This window comes from Paenibacillus sp. J22R56, from assembly GCF_056269375.1.
Genome location: NZ_JBWDNV010000016.1, coordinates 13,717 through 29,108, shown reverse-complemented (window position 1 = coordinate 29,108; position 15,392 = coordinate 13,717). Strand labels below are relative to the sequence as shown.

Annotated in this window: 26 protein-coding genes; all 26 read left to right on the top strand. The window is 45.9% G+C overall.

What is annotated here, in order from left to right:
- The first annotated feature begins 59 nt into the window (after positions 1-59).
- The 26 genes from tuf (at position 60) to secY (ending at position 15,329) form a co-directional block, all read left to right on the top strand.
- The gene (tuf, locus tag AC0YNT_RS29365; protein WP_167282839.1) at positions 60-1,250 is read left to right on the top strand and encodes an elongation factor Tu; all 1,191 of its coding nucleotides are present in this window, start codon (positions 60-62) and stop codon (positions 1,248-1,250) included.
- Positions 1,251-1,438: 188 nt separating this feature from the next.
- On the top strand, positions 1,439-2,506 hold the full coding sequence (locus tag AC0YNT_RS29360; protein WP_475807766.1) for an ABC transporter substrate-binding protein: 1,068 nt from the start codon (positions 1,439-1,441) through the stop codon (positions 2,504-2,506).
- A gap of 69 nt (positions 2,507-2,575) precedes the next feature.
- Entirely contained in the window at positions 2,576-3,490 is a 915-nt protein-coding gene (locus AC0YNT_RS29355; protein ID WP_475807765.1) for an ABC transporter permease, read from the top strand.
- Positions 3,490-4,284, top strand: coding sequence for an ABC transporter ATP-binding protein (locus tag AC0YNT_RS29350; protein WP_167282845.1), 795 nt, complete (start codon positions 3,490-3,492; stop codon positions 4,282-4,284). Before AC0YNT_RS29355 ends, AC0YNT_RS29350 begins: the two co-directional genes overlap by 1 nt.
- A gap of 387 nt (positions 4,285-4,671) precedes the next feature.
- Positions 4,672-4,980, top strand: a complete 309-nt coding sequence (rpsJ, locus tag AC0YNT_RS29345; RefSeq protein WP_005544556.1) for a 30S ribosomal protein S10 — start codon at positions 4,672-4,674, stop codon at positions 4,978-4,980.
- Positions 4,981-5,019: 39 nt separating this feature from the next.
- The gene (gene rplC, locus AC0YNT_RS29340) at positions 5,020-5,643 is read left to right on the top strand and encodes a 50S ribosomal protein L3 (protein ID WP_441896866.1); all 624 of its coding nucleotides are present in this window, start codon (positions 5,020-5,022) and stop codon (positions 5,641-5,643) included.
- A 28-nt stretch (positions 5,644-5,671) separates the two neighbouring features.
- Entirely contained in the window at positions 5,672-6,295 is a 624-nt protein-coding gene (rplD, locus tag AC0YNT_RS29335) for a 50S ribosomal protein L4 (protein WP_167282849.1), read from the top strand.
- Complete coding sequence (gene rplW, locus AC0YNT_RS29330) at positions 6,295-6,588, top strand: 50S ribosomal protein L23 (protein ID WP_015847222.1); 294 nt, start codon at positions 6,295-6,297, stop codon at positions 6,586-6,588. Before rplD ends, rplW begins: the two co-directional genes overlap by 1 nt.
- Before the next feature lie 17 nt (positions 6,589-6,605).
- The gene (gene rplB / locus AC0YNT_RS29325; protein ID WP_167282850.1) at positions 6,606-7,436 is read left to right on the top strand and encodes a 50S ribosomal protein L2; all 831 of its coding nucleotides are present in this window, start codon (positions 6,606-6,608) and stop codon (positions 7,434-7,436) included.
- 66 nt (positions 7,437-7,502) lie between these two features.
- A complete protein-coding gene (rpsS, locus tag AC0YNT_RS29320; RefSeq protein ID WP_167282852.1) occupies positions 7,503-7,781 on the top strand; it encodes a 30S ribosomal protein S19 in 279 nt (92 codons plus the stop codon).
- A gap of 42 nt (positions 7,782-7,823) precedes the next feature.
- Entirely contained in the window at positions 7,824-8,159 is a 336-nt protein-coding gene (gene rplV, locus AC0YNT_RS29315; RefSeq protein WP_015847219.1) for a 50S ribosomal protein L22, read from the top strand.
- A gap of 13 nt (positions 8,160-8,172) precedes the next feature.
- The gene (gene rpsC, locus AC0YNT_RS29310; RefSeq protein WP_167282856.1) at positions 8,173-8,835 is read left to right on the top strand and encodes a 30S ribosomal protein S3; all 663 of its coding nucleotides are present in this window, start codon (positions 8,173-8,175) and stop codon (positions 8,833-8,835) included.
- Positions 8,836-8,837: 2 nt separating this feature from the next.
- Positions 8,838-9,272, top strand: a complete 435-nt coding sequence (gene rplP, locus AC0YNT_RS29305; protein WP_091190717.1) for a 50S ribosomal protein L16 — start codon at positions 8,838-8,840, stop codon at positions 9,270-9,272.
- Entirely contained in the window at positions 9,262-9,462 is a 201-nt protein-coding gene (gene rpmC, locus AC0YNT_RS29300; protein ID WP_167282859.1) for a 50S ribosomal protein L29, read from the top strand. The genes rplP and rpmC overlap by 11 nt, the downstream gene beginning before the upstream one ends.
- Before the next feature lie 50 nt (positions 9,463-9,512).
- Entirely contained in the window at positions 9,513-9,776 is a 264-nt protein-coding gene (gene rpsQ, locus AC0YNT_RS29295; RefSeq protein ID WP_167282861.1) for a 30S ribosomal protein S17, read from the top strand.
- A gap of 46 nt (positions 9,777-9,822) precedes the next feature.
- A complete protein-coding gene (gene rplN, locus AC0YNT_RS29290; protein WP_015847214.1) occupies positions 9,823-10,191 on the top strand; it encodes a 50S ribosomal protein L14 in 369 nt (122 codons plus the stop codon).
- Between the two features lie 58 nt (positions 10,192-10,249).
- Positions 10,250-10,603 (top strand): 50S ribosomal protein L24, encoded by a 354-nt coding sequence (gene rplX, locus AC0YNT_RS29285; protein ID WP_208420626.1) that lies wholly within the window; start codon positions 10,250-10,252, stop codon positions 10,601-10,603.
- 30 nt (positions 10,604-10,633) lie between these two features.
- The gene (gene rplE, locus AC0YNT_RS29280) at positions 10,634-11,176 is read left to right on the top strand and encodes a 50S ribosomal protein L5 (protein WP_167282865.1); all 543 of its coding nucleotides are present in this window, start codon (positions 10,634-10,636) and stop codon (positions 11,174-11,176) included.
- Positions 11,177-11,202: 26 nt separating this feature from the next.
- The gene (locus AC0YNT_RS29275) at positions 11,203-11,388 is read left to right on the top strand and encodes a type Z 30S ribosomal protein S14 (protein WP_015847211.1); all 186 of its coding nucleotides are present in this window, start codon (positions 11,203-11,205) and stop codon (positions 11,386-11,388) included.
- Positions 11,389-11,419: 31 nt separating this feature from the next.
- Positions 11,420-11,818, top strand: coding sequence for a 30S ribosomal protein S8 (gene rpsH / locus AC0YNT_RS29270; RefSeq protein ID WP_167282869.1), 399 nt, complete (start codon positions 11,420-11,422; stop codon positions 11,816-11,818).
- A gap of 30 nt (positions 11,819-11,848) precedes the next feature.
- Positions 11,849-12,391 carry a 50S ribosomal protein L6 gene (rplF, locus tag AC0YNT_RS29265; protein ID WP_167282873.1) on the top strand — a complete coding sequence of 181 codons (543 nt, stop codon included), beginning with the start codon at positions 11,849-11,851 and terminating at the stop codon, positions 12,389-12,391.
- A gap of 61 nt (positions 12,392-12,452) precedes the next feature.
- Positions 12,453-12,821, top strand: coding sequence for a 50S ribosomal protein L18 (rplR, locus tag AC0YNT_RS29260; protein WP_167282877.1), 369 nt, complete (start codon positions 12,453-12,455; stop codon positions 12,819-12,821).
- Positions 12,822-12,851: 30 nt separating this feature from the next.
- Positions 12,852-13,349 carry a 30S ribosomal protein S5 gene (rpsE, locus tag AC0YNT_RS29255; protein WP_091190731.1) on the top strand — a complete coding sequence of 166 codons (498 nt, stop codon included), beginning with the start codon at positions 12,852-12,854 and terminating at the stop codon, positions 13,347-13,349.
- Positions 13,350-13,362: 13 nt separating this feature from the next.
- Complete coding sequence (rpmD, locus tag AC0YNT_RS29250; protein ID WP_167282884.1) at positions 13,363-13,542, top strand: 50S ribosomal protein L30; 180 nt, start codon at positions 13,363-13,365, stop codon at positions 13,540-13,542.
- Positions 13,543-13,586: 44 nt separating this feature from the next.
- A complete protein-coding gene (gene rplO / locus AC0YNT_RS29245; protein ID WP_167282888.1) occupies positions 13,587-14,027 on the top strand; it encodes a 50S ribosomal protein L15 in 441 nt (146 codons plus the stop codon).
- A complete protein-coding gene (gene secY / locus AC0YNT_RS29240) occupies positions 14,028-15,329 on the top strand; it encodes a preprotein translocase subunit SecY (RefSeq protein ID WP_475807764.1) in 1,302 nt (433 codons plus the stop codon).
- The last annotated feature ends 63 nt before the right edge of the window (positions 15,330-15,392 follow it).

Below are 15,392 nucleotides of genomic sequence, written 5' to 3'. Positions count from 1 at the left end.
TAGCATTTGTGCTTTGCCCACACATAAAACTTTAGTTATATTGAGGAGGATTAAGTTCAATGGCAAAGGCTAAATTTGAACGTAATAAACCGCACGTAAATATCGGTACAATCGGTCACGTCGACCATGGTAAAACTACTTTGACTGCTGCAATCACTACTGTACTTTCCAAAAAATACGGTGGCGCTGCAATCGCTTTTGACCAAATCGACAAAGCACCAGAAGAGCGCGAGCGTGGTATCACAATCTCGACAGCTCACGTTGAGTATGAGACTCCTAACCGTCACTATGCTCACGTTGACTGCCCTGGTCACGCCGACTATGTTAAAAACATGATTACAGGTGCTGCTCAAATGGACGGCGCAATCCTGGTTGTATCCGCAGCTGACGGCCCTATGCCGCAAACTCGCGAGCACATCCTTCTGTCCCGCCAAGTAGGCGTACCTTACATCGTTGTATTCCTGAACAAATGCGACATGGTTGAAGACGAAGAGCTTCTTGAACTGGTTGAGATGGAAGTTCGCGACCTTCTTAACGAGTATGAGTTCCCAGGCGACGACACTCCAATCATCCGTGGTGCAGCTCGTGAAGCTCTGCAAAACCCAGATGGTCCTTGGGCTGAGAAAATCGTTGAACTGTTCGAACAAGTTGACACTTACATCCCAACTCCTGAGCGCGACACAGCTAAGCCTTTCCTGATGCCTGTCGAGGACGTATTCACAATCACAGGTCGTGGTACAGTTGCAACTGGCCGTATCGACCGTGGTGTGGTTAAAGTTGGCGACGAGATCGAAATCGTTGGTCTGGCTGAAGAAACTCGCAAATCCGTTGTTACGGGCGTAGAAATGTTCCGTAAATTGATGGATTCCGCTCAAGCGGGCGACAACATCGGCGCATTGCTTCGTGGTGTAGACCGTAAAGACATCGAGCGTGGTCAAGTATTGGCTAAACCGGCTTCGGTTAAACCACACACTAACTTCACAGCTCAAATCTACGTTCTGACTAAAGAAGAGGGTGGCCGTCACAAGCCTTTCTTCACTGGTTACCGTCCACAATTCTATTTCCGTACAACTGACGTAACAGGTATCATCAACCTGCCTGAAGGTACTGAAATGGTTATGCCTGGCGATAACATCACAGTTACAGTTGAACTGATCGCTCCAATCGCGGTTGAAGAAGGAACTCGTTTCTCCATCCGTGAAGGCGGCCGTACTGTAGGCGCTGGCGCTGTAGCAACTATCCAAAAATAATAAAGTGCGGCTTTAGCCGCGCTTTATCTTAAAAACCCTCTGCCATATGCAGAGGGTTTTTTTATTTAAATTTGTAATTGAATCCATTGACGTATAACTTTACATGCTATTAAAATTGATGGATGGGCGTCAATCGACGTTATTAGTAGTATTCAGACAATATATCCAACTGAGGGGGCAATCTAGAAGTGAAACAGAAATGGTTGGTACCACTTGCTTTAGTACTTTTGCTTATTACAGCAGCATGCGGGAACAGTGCGAAGAACAACGAAGGTAGTAATAATGGAACAAATGCATCTGACGCATCTAACGCGGCAAATTCTCAAGATAAGAAATCATACAAGATTTCTATTTCTCAGATCGTAGAGCATCCATCACTTGACGCTACAAAAGAAGGTTTTCTTGCAGCGCTTAAGGATGCAGGCTTTGTTGAAGGGGAAAACTTGACTGTAGATTTCAATACTGCACAAGGCGATCAAACAAATAACTTGTCTATCGCTCAAAAGATTGCAGGAGCTAAAGCTGATCTTGCTCTTGGTATTGCTACACCTTCTGCACAAGCACTCGTTAATGCTTATGACAAAGCTGGTAATAAAGGTCCAGTATTGTTCGCAGCAGTAACGGATCCACTTGATGCTAAGCTTGTTACAAATCTTGATGCTCCAGGCGCGAATGTAACAGGTGCTTCTGATACGAACCCTGATGCAGTCATTCAATTAATGGATTTCATTGCGGCTAACTTCCCTGATGTGAAGAAAATTGGCGTCGTTATTAATAAAGGTGAGCCAAATGCCGTTGTTATGACAGCTAACGCTAAACAAGCACTGGCTAAACACAACATTGAACTGGTTGAAGCTGCTGTAACAAACACTTCGGAAGTAAAACAAGCAGGCGAGTCGCTTGTTGGTAAAGTAGACGCGATGTTCATTACATTGGACAATGTGGTCGTATCCGGTGTTGACGCACTTCTGCAGCTTGCGAAAGAAAACAAAATTCCATTCTTCTCTAGCGATCGCGATACAGTTGAGAAGGGTGCATTCGCAACTGTTGGATTTAAGTATTACGACCATGGATACCAAGTAGGTCAAATGGCTGCTGAAATTCTGAATGGTAAAAATCCAGGTGAAATGAAAGTGACTACACCTGATAAGCTTGATTTGATTTTGAACCTGAAAGCTGCTGCAGACCAAGGCATCACAGTAACTGATGAGATGAAAGCCGGAGTTAAAGATCCGGATAATAATATTATTCAATAACAACATGAGAACGGGGTAAACGCTCCTTGCGTTCATCCCGTTCTCTTATTATGTGGAGGAGGTGCCCCGGTGCCAGTATGGTTAAATGGTGCTTTTGAGCTTGGTTTACTTTACTCATTAATGGCTCTAGGCGTCTATATTACATTTCGCATCCTAGATTTTCCCGATCTTACGGTTGATGCAAGCTTTACAACCGGAGCAGGGGTAGCAGCAGTTCTGATTACGAACGGCACTTCGCCATGGCTAGCATGTCTTGCGGCATTTGGCGCCGGAGCTGCCGCAGGTGCAATTACAGGTTTGCTGCATACGAAAGGTAAAATTAATGGACTATTGTCCGGTATTCTTATGATGATTGCGTTATATTCGATTAATATGCGGATCATGGGCAAGCCGAATATCGGTTTAATGGGAACGGATATCTCCACAGTGTTCTCTGGAGTTAAGGTGCTTTTGCTTATGCCTATCATTGTTATTATCATTAAGCTTTTGCTTGATTTGTTCTTTAAGACCGATTTGGGTTTAAGCTTACGCGCTACAGGTGATAACGAACGAATGATTCGCAGCTTTGGTACGAATACAGATACGACGAAAATTTTGGGCATATCGCTCTCGAACGGTCTAGTTGCTTTATCAGGGTCGTTTGTTGCACAACAAAGTGGATTTGCGGATATCTCTATGGGCGTTGGTATGATCGTTATCGGTCTGGCATCGGTCATTATCGGCGAAGCGTTGTTTGGTGGAAGAACTGTATTCCGGGCAACATTGGCTGTCATTCTTGGATCGATTATTTATCGTATTATTATCGGTCTTGCTTATCAGAGTGAATTCCTTGAGGTATCGGATCTTAAGTTAATCACAGCCGTGATCGTAATCATTGCTCTTGTCTTCCCATCTATACAGAAATCGTGGAAGCAGAAAGTTCTAGCTCGCAAACGGACGGCAGCTCTATTGAATAGCGTTGAACAGAAGGGGGGCAGTCGCTGATGCTGGAAATTGTAAAAGTATCAAAGCTGTTCAACCCGGGAACATTAGATGAAAAAACAGCACTAGTAAACGCTAATCTGGCGATGAAGCCGGGGGATTTTATTACGGTAATCGGCAGTAATGGTGCAGGCAAATCAACCTTAATGAATATCATCTCTGGTGTAATGAAGCCGGACATCGGCGAAGTCCGGATTGAAGGCAAGAATATAAGCAGCCTTCCAGAGTACCGCAGAAGTAAATGGATCGGACGAGTATTCCAGGACCCTATGGCAGGTACTGCACCACGTATGTCTATAGAAGAGAATTTATCGATGGCTTATACACGTGGTAAGCAGCGTGGGTTCTCTCTCGCAATTAACAGTGTTCGTCGTAAATTGTTCCGGGAGCAGCTTTCTCGTCTTGGCATTGGGCTTGAGAATCGATTAAGCGCTAAGGTAGGATTATTATCTGGTGGTGAACGTCAAGCACTAAGCCTGTTGATGGCTACTTTCACGAAACCTCAGATTCTGCTGCTTGATGAACATACAGCGGCACTAGATCCAGCACGTGCAGAGTTAATTACAACTCTGACTGAAACACTAGTACGTGAAATGAACCTGACTACTCTTATGGTTACCCATAACATGGAGCAAGCTATCCGACTTGGTAATCGATTAATCATGATGGACAAAGGGAAGATTATTCTCGAGGTTAATGAGGATCGGAAGAAAGATCTGACCGTGGAGCGTTTGCTTGGCGAGTTCGAACAGATCAGTGGTAAGAAGATGGCAGACGATCGTGTCGTATTGGGTTAATAGCTTCATAATAGAAACGCAATGACGTTAATTCGTCATTGCGTTTCTTCTATTATATAGAAGCAATTCAACAGGACAAAAATGGATTTGGAAGTGTGGATGAAATCGTGTATGATAGGCGAAGTGGAAAACACGGTTCGTCCTTAAGGGGCGGAAAACGGGAAAGTCGAACGAGCGCGTTACACCGAGCTGAGTAATGATAGGAAAAGCCATAACTTTCCCTTGCATTTGCCCAGCTGTTTCGGTATAATATTGAATGTTGGTCTGTGACGTTGCGATGATGTGAGAGGTTGCCGACACACCCGGCCCCTTTGCCATGGGGCATGTGCCGGGTTTTCTCACGGAGTATGTCCGATAAGAAATTGGGCGATAGAAGGAGGGACTTATATGGCAAAGCAAAAGATTCGTATTCGCTTGAAAGCATACGATCACAGAATTCTTGATCAATCCGCTGAGAAAATCGTGGAAACAGCAAAACGTTCCGGTGCAGGCGTATCCGGGCCGATTCCGCTTCCTACGGAAAAGCAAATCATCACTATTCTCCGTGCGGTGCACAAGTACAAGGATTCCCGGGAGCAATTCGAAATGCGTACACATAAACGCTTGATCGATATTGTTAACCCAACGCCGCAAACGGTTGATGCGTTGATGCGCCTGGATTTACCATCCGGTGTAGATATCGAAATCAAACTGTAATAAGTATATTTGATTATTGAAAGGAAATGAGGTGTCAACATGAAAGGTATCTTAGGCAAAAAACTTGGTATGACGCAAGTGTTCACCGCTGAAGGTAATGTCGTTCCAGTAACGGTTATCGAAGCTGGTCCTTGTGTAGTTCTCCAGAAGAAAGATCAAGAGAACGATGGTTATGAAGCCGTACAATTCGGTTTCTCCGATAAGAAAGAGTCTAGAGCGATTAAGCCGGAAATCGGCCACGCGAAGAAAGCTAATACAGCTCCTAAGCGCTACGTTCGTGAAATTCGCGGTATTAATCTGGGTGAATATGAAGTTGGCCAAGAAGTGAAGGCTGATTTGTTCGCAGCAGGCGAGTTTGTTGACGTAACAGGTATTTCGAAAGGTAAAGGTTTTGCCGGCGTTATCAAACGTTGGGGACAAAGCACGGGTCCTATGGCCCACGGTTCCCGTTACCATCGTGGTCCTGGTTCCATGGGTTCCATTCAAGCGAACCGCGTACCGAAAGGTAAACACCTTCCTGGTCACATGGGTCATGAGACAATTACGATCCAAAAACTCGAAATTATCCGTGTAGACGCTGAGCGTAATGTGCTTCTCGTTAAAGGCTCCATTCCTGGTCCTAAAAACGGTTTCGTTAAAGTAAAACAAACAGTTAAGAACTAATTGCTTATAAAGAAAGGAGGAACATAAAATGCCTAAAGTTACACTTTATAACGTGAGTGGATCTGAAGTTGGTCAAATCGAATTGGCAGATAGCGTATTCGGTATCCAACCTAACTCTCATGTTCTGCATAGCGCTGTGTTGCTTCAGCAAGCTGCTGAGCGCGCAGGCACGCACAAAACTAAAGGACGCTCCGAAGTACGTGGCGGCGGTCGTAAACCTTGGAAACAAAAAGGTACTGGCCGTGCTCGTCAAGGTAGCATTCGTTCGCCACAATGGGTTGGCGGCGGTACAGTATTTGGACCGACACCACGCTCGTATGGCTTCAAACTTCCTAAGAAGGTTCGCCGTCTGGCGATTAAATCCGCTTTGTCTTCGAAAGTGATCGCTAACGAAATCGTCGTTCTTGATCAACTGGCATTCGCGGCTCCTAAAACGAAGGAATTCGTAGCAATGTTGAACAACCTAAAAGTTGATCGCAAAGCACTTGTTGTTTTGCCAACTTATGATGACAATGTAGCATTGTCGGCTCGCAATATCCCAGGTGTTAAATTCGTCGCTGCTGACGGCATTAATGTTCTGGATGTATTGGTGCATGACAAGCTCATCATCACGAAAGAAGCCGTAGAGAAAGTACAGGAGGTGTTTGCATAATGAAAGATCCTCGCGATATTATCAAACGCCCTGTTATTACGGAACGCACAAGTGACTTCATGGCCGTTAAACGCTATGTATTCGAAGTTGACCTTCGTGCTAACAAAACCGAAATTAAAGATGCTATTGAGCAAATCTTTAAAGTAAAAGTAACGAGCGTTAATACAATGCGTGTTGCCGGTAAGCCGAAACGCTACGGTAAATACAACGGTTATAGACCTGATTGGAAAAAAGCAATCGTTCAGCTTAGCGCTGAGAGCAAAGAACTTGAATTCTTTGAAACGTCTGTTTAGAAAAGGAGGGAAACTAAGTGCCAATTAAAAAGTACAAACCGACATCCCCGGCTCGTCGTAACATGTCCGTTTCGACTTTTGAAGAGATCACAACAAGCACACCGGAGAAATCCTTGCTTGCACCACTTTTCAAAAGAGCTGGTCGTAATAACCAAGGTAAAATTACAGTTCGTCACCATGGCGGCGGACACAAACGTAAATACCGTATTATCGACTTCAAACGTACTAAAGATGGTGTTGTAGGTAAAGTAGCTTCGGTTGAATACGATCCGAACCGTACTTCCAACATCGCTTTGATTCATTACCTTGATGGTGAGAAAGCTTACATTATCGCACCTAAAGGTCTGAAAGTTGGAGATCAAGTCGTTTCTGGACCTGATGCTGACATCAAAATCGGTAACGCGTTGCCACTTATCAACATTCCAGTAGGTACGGTTATCCACAACATCGAATTGAAACCAGGCAAAGGCGGCCAATTGGTTCGCGCAGCTGGTACAGACGCTCAACTTCTTGGTAAAGAAGGCGACTATGTATCCGTTCGTCTGACATCTGGTGAAGTTCGTCGTATTCTGAGCACTTGCCGTGCAACAATCGGTTCTGTTGGTAACGAAGATCACGAACTCGTGAAAATCGGTAAAGCCGGCCGTTCCCGTTGGATGGGCAAACGTCCTGAAGTCCGCGGCGTAGTAATGAACCCTAACGATCACCCACACGGTGGTGGTGAAGGCCGTGCTCCAATCGGTCGTAAATCCCCTATGTCTCCTTGGGGCAAACCGACTCTTGGTTACAAAACACGCAAGAAGAAAAAAGCATCGAGCCAATATATTATTCGTCGTCGTACGAAGTAATAAACGCTTGTTTGCAAGCTGCGTGACCGATGGTCGCGCTACGTTTCCGCGAAGGGAGGACTCCAAATGGGTCGCAGTTTGAAAAAAGGTCCGTTTATTGACGGCCACCTGCTTAAAAAAGTCGAGGTTTTGAACGAAACGAATAAAAAAGTCGTTATCAAAACATGGTCCCGTCGCTCGACAATTTTCCCACAATTCATTGGTCACACGATTGCAGTCTATGACGGCCGCAAGCATGTACCAGTTTATGTAACGGAAGATATGGTTGGACACAAGTTCGGTGAGTTTGCACCAACTCGTACCTATAAAGGCCATGACGATGACAGAAAGACAGGCAAAAGATAGTTTGCCTAGAACATTTTTTAATGTATGAGAGGAGGTTCATCCATGCCAGAAGCTAAAGCGCACGCTAATTTCGTACGCATTGCTCCTCGTAAAGCACAGTTGGTTGCGGACTTGATCCGTGGCAAACAAGTAGGTGAAGCGATCGCGATTTTGCGTCATACACCGAAATCTGCTTCCCCAATCCTGGAGAAGTTGCTGAACTCTGCTATTGCTAACGCTGAGCATAACTACCAATTGGACGTGAACAAACTGGTTATCACGCAAGCATTCGTGAACCAAGGTCCGACAATGAAACGTTTCCGCCCTCGTGCAATGGGACGTGCAAGCCGGATCAACAAAAGAACCAGCCACATCACATTGGTTGTATCTGAAAAATAAGGAGGGATAACGTGTGGGTCAAAAGGTAAATCCGGTCGGCCTGCGTATCGGGATCATCCGTGATTGGGAATCCAAATGGTACGCTGGTAAAGACTTCGGCGATCTTCTTATGGAAGACGTTAAAATTCGTGAGTACCTCAAGAACAAACTTAAAGATGCGGCAGTATCCCACATCGAGATCGAGCGTGCGGCTAACCGCGTTAACGTAACGATCCAAACTGCTAAACCAGGCATGGTTATCGGCAAAGGCGGTTCCGAAGTGGAAGGCCTTCGCACAGAGCTTGGTAAGATCACTAAAGGCAAAAAAGTACACATTAACATTTCCGAAATCAAACAAGCAGATCTGGACGCTATTCTTGTAGCTGAAAGCATTGCGCAACAACTGGAACGTCGTGTTTCTTTCCGTCGTGCTTTGAAACAAGCGATCCAACGTTCGATGCGCGCAGGCGCTAAAGGGATTAAGACTGCTGTCAGCGGTCGTCTCGGCGGTGCTGAAATTGCTCGTTCGGAAGGCTACAGCGAAGGTACAGTACCGCTTCATACGCTCCGTGCAGATATTGATTATGGCACAGCTGAAGCTCATACAACTTACGGCCGTATCGGCGTAAAAGTATGGATCTACCGCGGTGAAGTCCTTCCAGCTAAGAAGAAAGCTCCCCAGGAAGGAGGCAACTAATCATGTTGGTACCTAAACGTGTCAAACATCGTAAGCAACAACGTGGAAGCATGAGAGGTCGCGCTAAAGGCGGCACTGAAGTAGCTTTCGGCGAATACGGCTTACAAGCTCTTGAACCAACTTGGATTACGAACCGTCAAATTGAAGCGGCTCGTATTGCAATGACTCGTTACATCAAACGTGGCGGTAAAGTGTGGATTAAAATCTTCCCACATAAACCGATCACTCAAAAGCCTCTCGAAGTTCGGATGGGTAGCGGTAAAGGTAACGTTGAGAAGTGGGTTGCAGTTGTGAAACCAGGCAAGATCATGTTCGAACTGGCTGGTGTTTCCGAAGAAGTCGCTCGTGAAGCGATGCGCCTCGCGTCCCACAAACTGCCGATCAAAACGAAGTTCGTGAAACGCGAAGAAGTAGGTGGTGAAGCAAATGAAAGCTAGTGATTTTCGCAACCTAACCTCTGCTGAGATTGAACAAAAAATTGCTGGTTTTAAAGAAGAGCTTTTCAACCTTCGTTTCCAATTGGCAACTGGCCAACTGGAAAGCCCGACACGTATTCGTGACGTGCGTAAGAATATCGCTCGCGCTAAAACCATTTTGCATGAAAGACAACTCGGTATCAGCAGCTAAATAGCTGTCCTTGACTAAGGATTACCAAGGTTTAAGGAAGGAGGCAGAACATGAGCGAACGCAATGCCCGCAAAGTTCAAATCGGTAAGGTCGTTAGCGATAAAATGGACAAAACAATCGTTGTTGCTGTTGAAACATACAAAAAACATGATTTGTACCATAAACGCATCAAGTACACGAAAAAGTTCAAAGCGCATGATGAGAACAATCAAGCGAAAATTGGCGACATCGTGAAAATCATGGAGACTCGTCCGCTGTCGAAAGATAAACGCTTCAGACTTGTTGAAGTTGTAGAAGTGGCGATTGTCCTTTAATATGTAGTATAGTGAATGAGCATTTTTCCGGAAGGAGGACGATGAAATGATTCAACCATTTACTCGTTTGCGTGTTGCGGACAACTCCGGCGCTAAAGAATTGATGTGTATCCGTGTTCTTGGCGGTACTGGACGTCGCGTAGGTGCTATCGGCGACCTGATCGTATGTTCCGTGAAACAAGCAACACCAGGCGGCGTTGTCAAAAAAGGCGACGTTGTTAAAGCAGTTATCGTTCGTACGAAGCGTGCGGTTCGTCGTAAAGACGGTTCCTACATCGCATTCGATGAGAATGCAGCTGTAATCGTTAAAGAAGATAAAAGCCCGCGGGGTACTCGTATTTTTGGACCTGTTGCCCGTGAGCTGCGCGATAAAGATTTCATGAAAATCGTATCGCTTGCACCAGAGGTTATCTAATACAGTCCCTGAAAGGGTCGCAATAGCTTGATTATCAAGCATGCAGGAGGTGTAACTCATGCCAAGGCTGAAAAAAATTCTTGAATCGCATAACAACAAGCTGCACGTCAAAAAAGACGACACAATCATTGTCATCTCCGGTAAGGACAAAGGCAAAAAAGGTCGTGTAATCGCTGCGTATCCGCGTGAAAACCGCGTTCTCGTAGAAGGCGTCAACTTCGTTAAAAAGCATACTCGTCCATCCCAAGTGAATCCACAAGGTGGAATCATCGAGCAAGAAGCGCCGATTCACGTTTCGAACGTGATGCACATTGATCCGAAGAGTGGCAAAGTAACTCGTATCGGATACAAAGTGTTGGACAACGGCAAAAAAGTTCGGTTCGCAAAACGTTCCGGCGAAGTAATCGACTAATCGTTACTGTAGGAAGGAGGTCCATAAAAAATGGCAGCAAGATTGAAAGATAAATTTCTTAACGAAATTACGCCTGCATTGATGCAGAAGTTTAGTTATACGACTGTAATGCAAGTGCCGAAGATCGAGAAAGTTGTCATCAACATGGGTGTTGGCGAAGCTGTTGCTAACTCCAAAGTGCTTGATGTCGCTGTCGACGAACTTCGTCAAATCTCCGGTCAAAAGCCGGTTGTAACTCGTGCGAAGAAGTCCATCGCTGGCTTCAAACTTCGTGAGAACATGCCAATCGGGGTTAAAGTTACACTGCGCGGCGAGCGCATGTACTACTTCCTTGACAAGCTGTTCAACATCTCGCTTCCACGCGTACGTGACTTCCGCGGTGTATCGACGAAAGCATTCGACGGTCGCGGTAACTATACGCTTGGCTTGAAAGAGCAATTGATCTTCCCGGAGATCGAGTATGATAAAGTTGATAAAGTTCGTGGTATGGACATCGTCATCGTCACGACGGCAAAAACGGACGAAGAATCTCGTGAACTGCTTACCCAAATGGGCATGCCGTTTGCGAAGTAATCCACTTTTAGGAGGTGTAATACCCAGTGGCAAAAACTTCGATGAAAGTGAAGCAACAACGTACACCGAAATTCCAAGTGCGTGCCTACACGCGCTGTGAACGTTGTGGCCGTCCGCACTCTGTTTTGCAAAAGTTTAAAATTTGTCGGATTTGTTTCCGCGAGTTAGCATACAAAGGCCAGATTCCTGGCGTTAAAAAAGCAAGCTGGTAATCAGCCTAGTTCGGGAAGGAGGTTAACACAAATGGTTATGTCTGATCCGATTGCAGATATGCTGACGCGCATTCGCAACGCGAATGTCGTTCGTCACGAAACCGTGGAATTGCCCGCTTCGAAAGTAAAGAAGCAAATCGCTGAGATTCTGAAACGCGAGGGCTTCATCCGCGATGCTGAGTATATCGAAGACAACAAACAAGGGATGATCCGTATTTTCTTGAAATACGGCCCTAACCAAGAGCGCGTTATCACTGGTCTGAAACGTATTTCTAAACCAGGTCTGCGCGTTTATACAAAATCGACTGAAGTCCCTCGCGTTTTGGGTGGTCTGGGAATTGCTATCATTTCCACATCCAAAGGGATTATGACCGATAAAGAAGCACGCCAAGGTAAAGCAGGCGGCGAAGTCGTTTGCTACGTTTGGTAATTAACTAGTCACAAGATTGGAGGTGTAACAATGTCCCGTATTGGTCGCAAACCGATTCAAGTGCCAGCTGGCGTAAGCATTAACTTGGATAACACGGTTATTACTGTAAAAGGACCGAAAGGATCGCTTTCCCGCGAAATTCACAAAGATATGAAAGTGAACGTTGCTGAGAACGAGATCGTTATCGAACGTCCTTCTGACAATAAATTGCATCGTTCTTTGCACGGCACAACGCGCAGCGTCATCGCTAACATGGTGAGCGGTGTTACTGAAGGCTTCTCGAAAAACTTGGAGCTGGTAGGCGTTGGTTACCGTGCGAATAAAACTGGCGATAAGATCGTTCTTAACGTTGGTTATTCCCACCCAGTGGAGATTGCACCTGAAGCAGGTATTGAGTTCGAAGTTCCAGCGAACACGAAGATTACTGTTCGCGGTATCGACAAAGAGCGCGTAGGCGCTGTTGCTGCTCAAATCCGCTCCGTACGTGAACCAGAACCTTACAAAGGTAAAGGTATCAAGTATGAAGGCGAACGCATCATCCGCAAAGAAGGTAAAGCTGGTAAGAAGAAATAAGCAGTCTGATTGGGCTGCTTAAAATAGCGGTATAAGGCATAAGGAAAGGAGTGAACCTTGAATGATTACGAAAGGCGATAAAAACAAGGCTCGTCTGAAAAGACACCTGCGTGTTCGTAAAAAAATCAACGGTACTGTTGCTCGTCCACGTCTCTCTGTATTCCGTTCAGCTAAACATATCTATGTTCAACTGATTGACGATGTACAAGGCGTAACGATTGCTTCCGCGTCCACACAAGACAAAGAACTGGCAGCATCGATCGGCAATGGCGGTAGCGTAGAAGCTGCTCGTCAAGTAGGACAATTGATTGCACAACGCGCTCAAGCGAAAGGGTTGACCCAAATCGTATTTGACCGTGGTGGTTACTTGTATCATGGCAGAATTCAGGCGCTTGCTGACGCAGCACGCGAAGCTGGTCTGGAATTCTAGTCGAATTTACTTATAAGGAGGTTAATCGACTTGCGTGTAGATCCAAATACGTTAGAACTGACTGAAAAAGTTGTCCATATCAACCGTGTAGCTAAAGTTGTTAAGGGCGGACGTCGTTTCAGCTTTAGTGCGCTCGTAGTTGTCGGCGACGGCAATGGCTATGTAGGCGCAGGGATCGGTAAAGCGGGCGAAGTACCTGATGCGATTCGCAAAGGTATCGAAGACGCTAAGAAAAACCTGATCCACGTTCCACTCGTAGGAACAACAATTCCACATCTAGTAGTTGGACACTTCGGTGCAGGGGAAGTTCTCCTGAAACCGGCATCCAAAGGTACAGGTGTTATCGCCGGCGGTCCTGTTCGTGCAGTACTCGAACTGGCTGGTGTAGGCGATATCCTGACGAAATCGCTTGGTTCTTCGAACTCCATGAACATGGTAAACGCAACGCTTGAAGGCCTTTCCCGCCTGAAACGTGCGGAAGATGTTGCTAAGCTTCGTGGTAAAACTGTCGAAGAGCTGTTAGGTTAAGGAGGGGAATAGGATGGCAAAATTGCAAATCACCCTCGTTCGCAGTTTGATCGGCCGCAACGAGAAACAACGTGCTACTGTTGAATCCTTCGGTTTGAAGAAAATTCGTCAATCCGTTGTTTTGAACGACAGCGAGGCTGTTCGCGGCATGGTTAATGCTGTAAGCCACTTGGTTAAAGTAGAAGAAGTGTAAGCTGAACGCTTGCTACAAGAAATAAATAAGGAGGTGCAAGAACGATGAAATTGCATGAACTCGCACCAGCACCAGGCTCCACGCAAGTGGGTAAGCGTAAAGGTCGCGGTATTGGCTCCGGCAATGGTAAAACTGCAGGTCGTGGTCATAAAGGTCAAAATGCTCGTTCCGGCGGCGGTGTACGTCCTGGATTCGAGGGTGGCCAAAACCCATTGTACCGTCGTTTGCCGAAACGTGGTTTCAACAACCGTTTCCGTACGGAGTACGCTATCGTGAACATTGAAGAGTTGAATAACTTTGCAGCAGGTACCGAAGTTACTCCAGAAGTTCTTATTGAGCAAGGGATCATCAAAAATCCTTTGGCGGGCATTAAGATTTTGGGTAACGGCGAAATTACGGTTCAATTGACTGTTAAAGCAAACAAGTTCTCTCAATCTGCGGTAGAGAAAATCCAGGCTGCCGGCGGTAAAACCGAGGTGATCTAATTGTTCAACACCGTGTCCAACATTTGGAAAGTGGCGGATTTGCGCAAGCGGATCCTTTTCACCCTTTTCATTCTGCTTGTTTATCGCATCGGAGCATTTATTCCGGCGCCAGGCGTTAACAAAGATGTATTCAAACAGATTGACCAAACCGGTGTGAATCTGTTCGGTTTGCTTAATACGTTCTCCGGCGGGGCCCTGTTCCAATTCTCAATCTTTGCGATTGGTATCGCTCCATACATTACAGCTTCGATCATCGTGCAGCTGTTATCGATGGACGTTATCCCTAAATTCGCCGAATGGGCGAAGGAAGGCGAGAACGGGAAAAAGAAGCTCGCGCAGATTACACGTTACGGCACGGTAATCCTTGGTTTATTGCAAGGTTTTGCAACAGCAATCGGCTTCAATCGTCAATACAACTATGAGATGGTACCTGGTGCAAATTTTGTAGATTACTTGCTTATCGCTATCGTACTGACAGCGGGCGTATCATTCCTGATGTGGCTTGGTGAGCAGATTACAGAACGTGGTATCGGTAACGGTATTTCGATTCTGATCTTTGCCGCTATCGCAGCAAGCATTCCACAACATTTCCGTACGATTTACCAAACAGAATTTGTTGGCCAAGATGGCAACTTGTTCTGGAGTATCGGCAAGGTTGTACTGATCGCTCTGGCGATTGTACTGATTATTGTAGGGGTTATCTTCGTACAACAAGGTATCCGTAAAATTCCGGTTCAATATGCTAAACGTGTAGTTGGACGGAAGATGTATGGTGGTCAATCGACTCACATACCAATGAAAGTGAACGGTGCAGGGGTTATTCCGGTCATTTTCGCAATTTCGTTATTGATGTTCCCGGCAACAATCGCACAATTTTGGGCAGGTGCCGCTTGGGCTGATTGGATCACGCAGAACTTAACTTATACCAAACCGCTTGGCATGGTACTTTATGTTCTGTTGATTATCGGGTTCACGTTCTTCTATACATTCGTACAGATCAATCCGGTTCAAATGGCGGATCAAATGAAGAAGAACGGTGGTTACATTCCAGGTATTCGTCCTGGCAAACCAACATCTTCTTACTTGACTCGCGTATTGTCGCGGATCACACTGACGGGTGCGATTTTCCTGGCCGTTATCTCCTTGTTGCCGGTGCTGTTCGGTGAAATCGCCGGATTGCCAGCTTCGGTAAGACTGGGCGGTACCTCGCTTCTTATCGTCATCGGTGTTGCACTTGATACGATGAAGCAAATCGAGAGCCAGTTGATAAAACGCCATTACAAAGGGTTTATCAATAAATAACAATAGGTTCCGACCGGGCTTCCGTAACGTCGCATGCGATGGACGGAACCCGCACGAGCCTAT

Coding starts and splice junctions, on each gene's coding strand:
- rplN (WP_015847214.1), top strand. CDS start 9,823: ATGATTCAACCATTTACTCGTTTGCGTGTTGCGGACAACTCCGGCGCT.
- rplE (WP_167282865.1), top strand. CDS start 10,634: ATGGCAGCAAGATTGAAAGATAAATTTCTTAACGAAATTACGCCTGCA.
- rplC (WP_441896866.1), top strand. CDS start 5,020: ATGAAAGGTATCTTAGGCAAAAAACTTGGTATGACGCAAGTGTTCACC.
- rplP (WP_091190717.1), top strand. CDS start 8,838: ATGTTGGTACCTAAACGTGTCAAACATCGTAAGCAACAACGTGGAAGC.
- AC0YNT_RS29350 (WP_167282845.1), top strand. CDS start 3,490: ATGCTGGAAATTGTAAAAGTATCAAAGCTGTTCAACCCGGGAACATTA.
- rplD (WP_167282849.1), top strand. CDS start 5,672: ATGCCTAAAGTTACACTTTATAACGTGAGTGGATCTGAAGTTGGTCAA.
- rpsQ (WP_167282861.1), top strand. CDS start 9,513: ATGAGCGAACGCAATGCCCGCAAAGTTCAAATCGGTAAGGTCGTTAGC.
- rplV (WP_015847219.1), top strand. CDS start 7,824: ATGCCAGAAGCTAAAGCGCACGCTAATTTCGTACGCATTGCTCCTCGT.
- rplF (WP_167282873.1), top strand. CDS start 11,849: ATGTCCCGTATTGGTCGCAAACCGATTCAAGTGCCAGCTGGCGTAAGC.
- rplX (WP_208420626.1), top strand. CDS start 10,250: ATGCCAAGGCTGAAAAAAATTCTTGAATCGCATAACAACAAGCTGCAC.
- tuf (WP_167282839.1), top strand. CDS start 60: ATGGCAAAGGCTAAATTTGAACGTAATAAACCGCACGTAAATATCGGT.
- rplW (WP_015847222.1), top strand. CDS start 6,295: ATGAAAGATCCTCGCGATATTATCAAACGCCCTGTTATTACGGAACGC.
- rplR (WP_167282877.1), top strand. CDS start 12,453: ATGATTACGAAAGGCGATAAAAACAAGGCTCGTCTGAAAAGACACCTG.
- rpsS (WP_167282852.1), top strand. CDS start 7,503: ATGGGTCGCAGTTTGAAAAAAGGTCCGTTTATTGACGGCCACCTGCTT.
- rpsH (WP_167282869.1), top strand. CDS start 11,420: ATGGTTATGTCTGATCCGATTGCAGATATGCTGACGCGCATTCGCAAC.
- rpsJ (WP_005544556.1), top strand. CDS start 4,672: ATGGCAAAGCAAAAGATTCGTATTCGCTTGAAAGCATACGATCACAGA.
- rpmD (WP_167282884.1), top strand. CDS start 13,363: ATGGCAAAATTGCAAATCACCCTCGTTCGCAGTTTGATCGGCCGCAAC.
- rplO (WP_167282888.1), top strand. CDS start 13,587: ATGAAATTGCATGAACTCGCACCAGCACCAGGCTCCACGCAAGTGGGT.
- rpmC (WP_167282859.1), top strand. CDS start 9,262: ATGAAAGCTAGTGATTTTCGCAACCTAACCTCTGCTGAGATTGAACAA.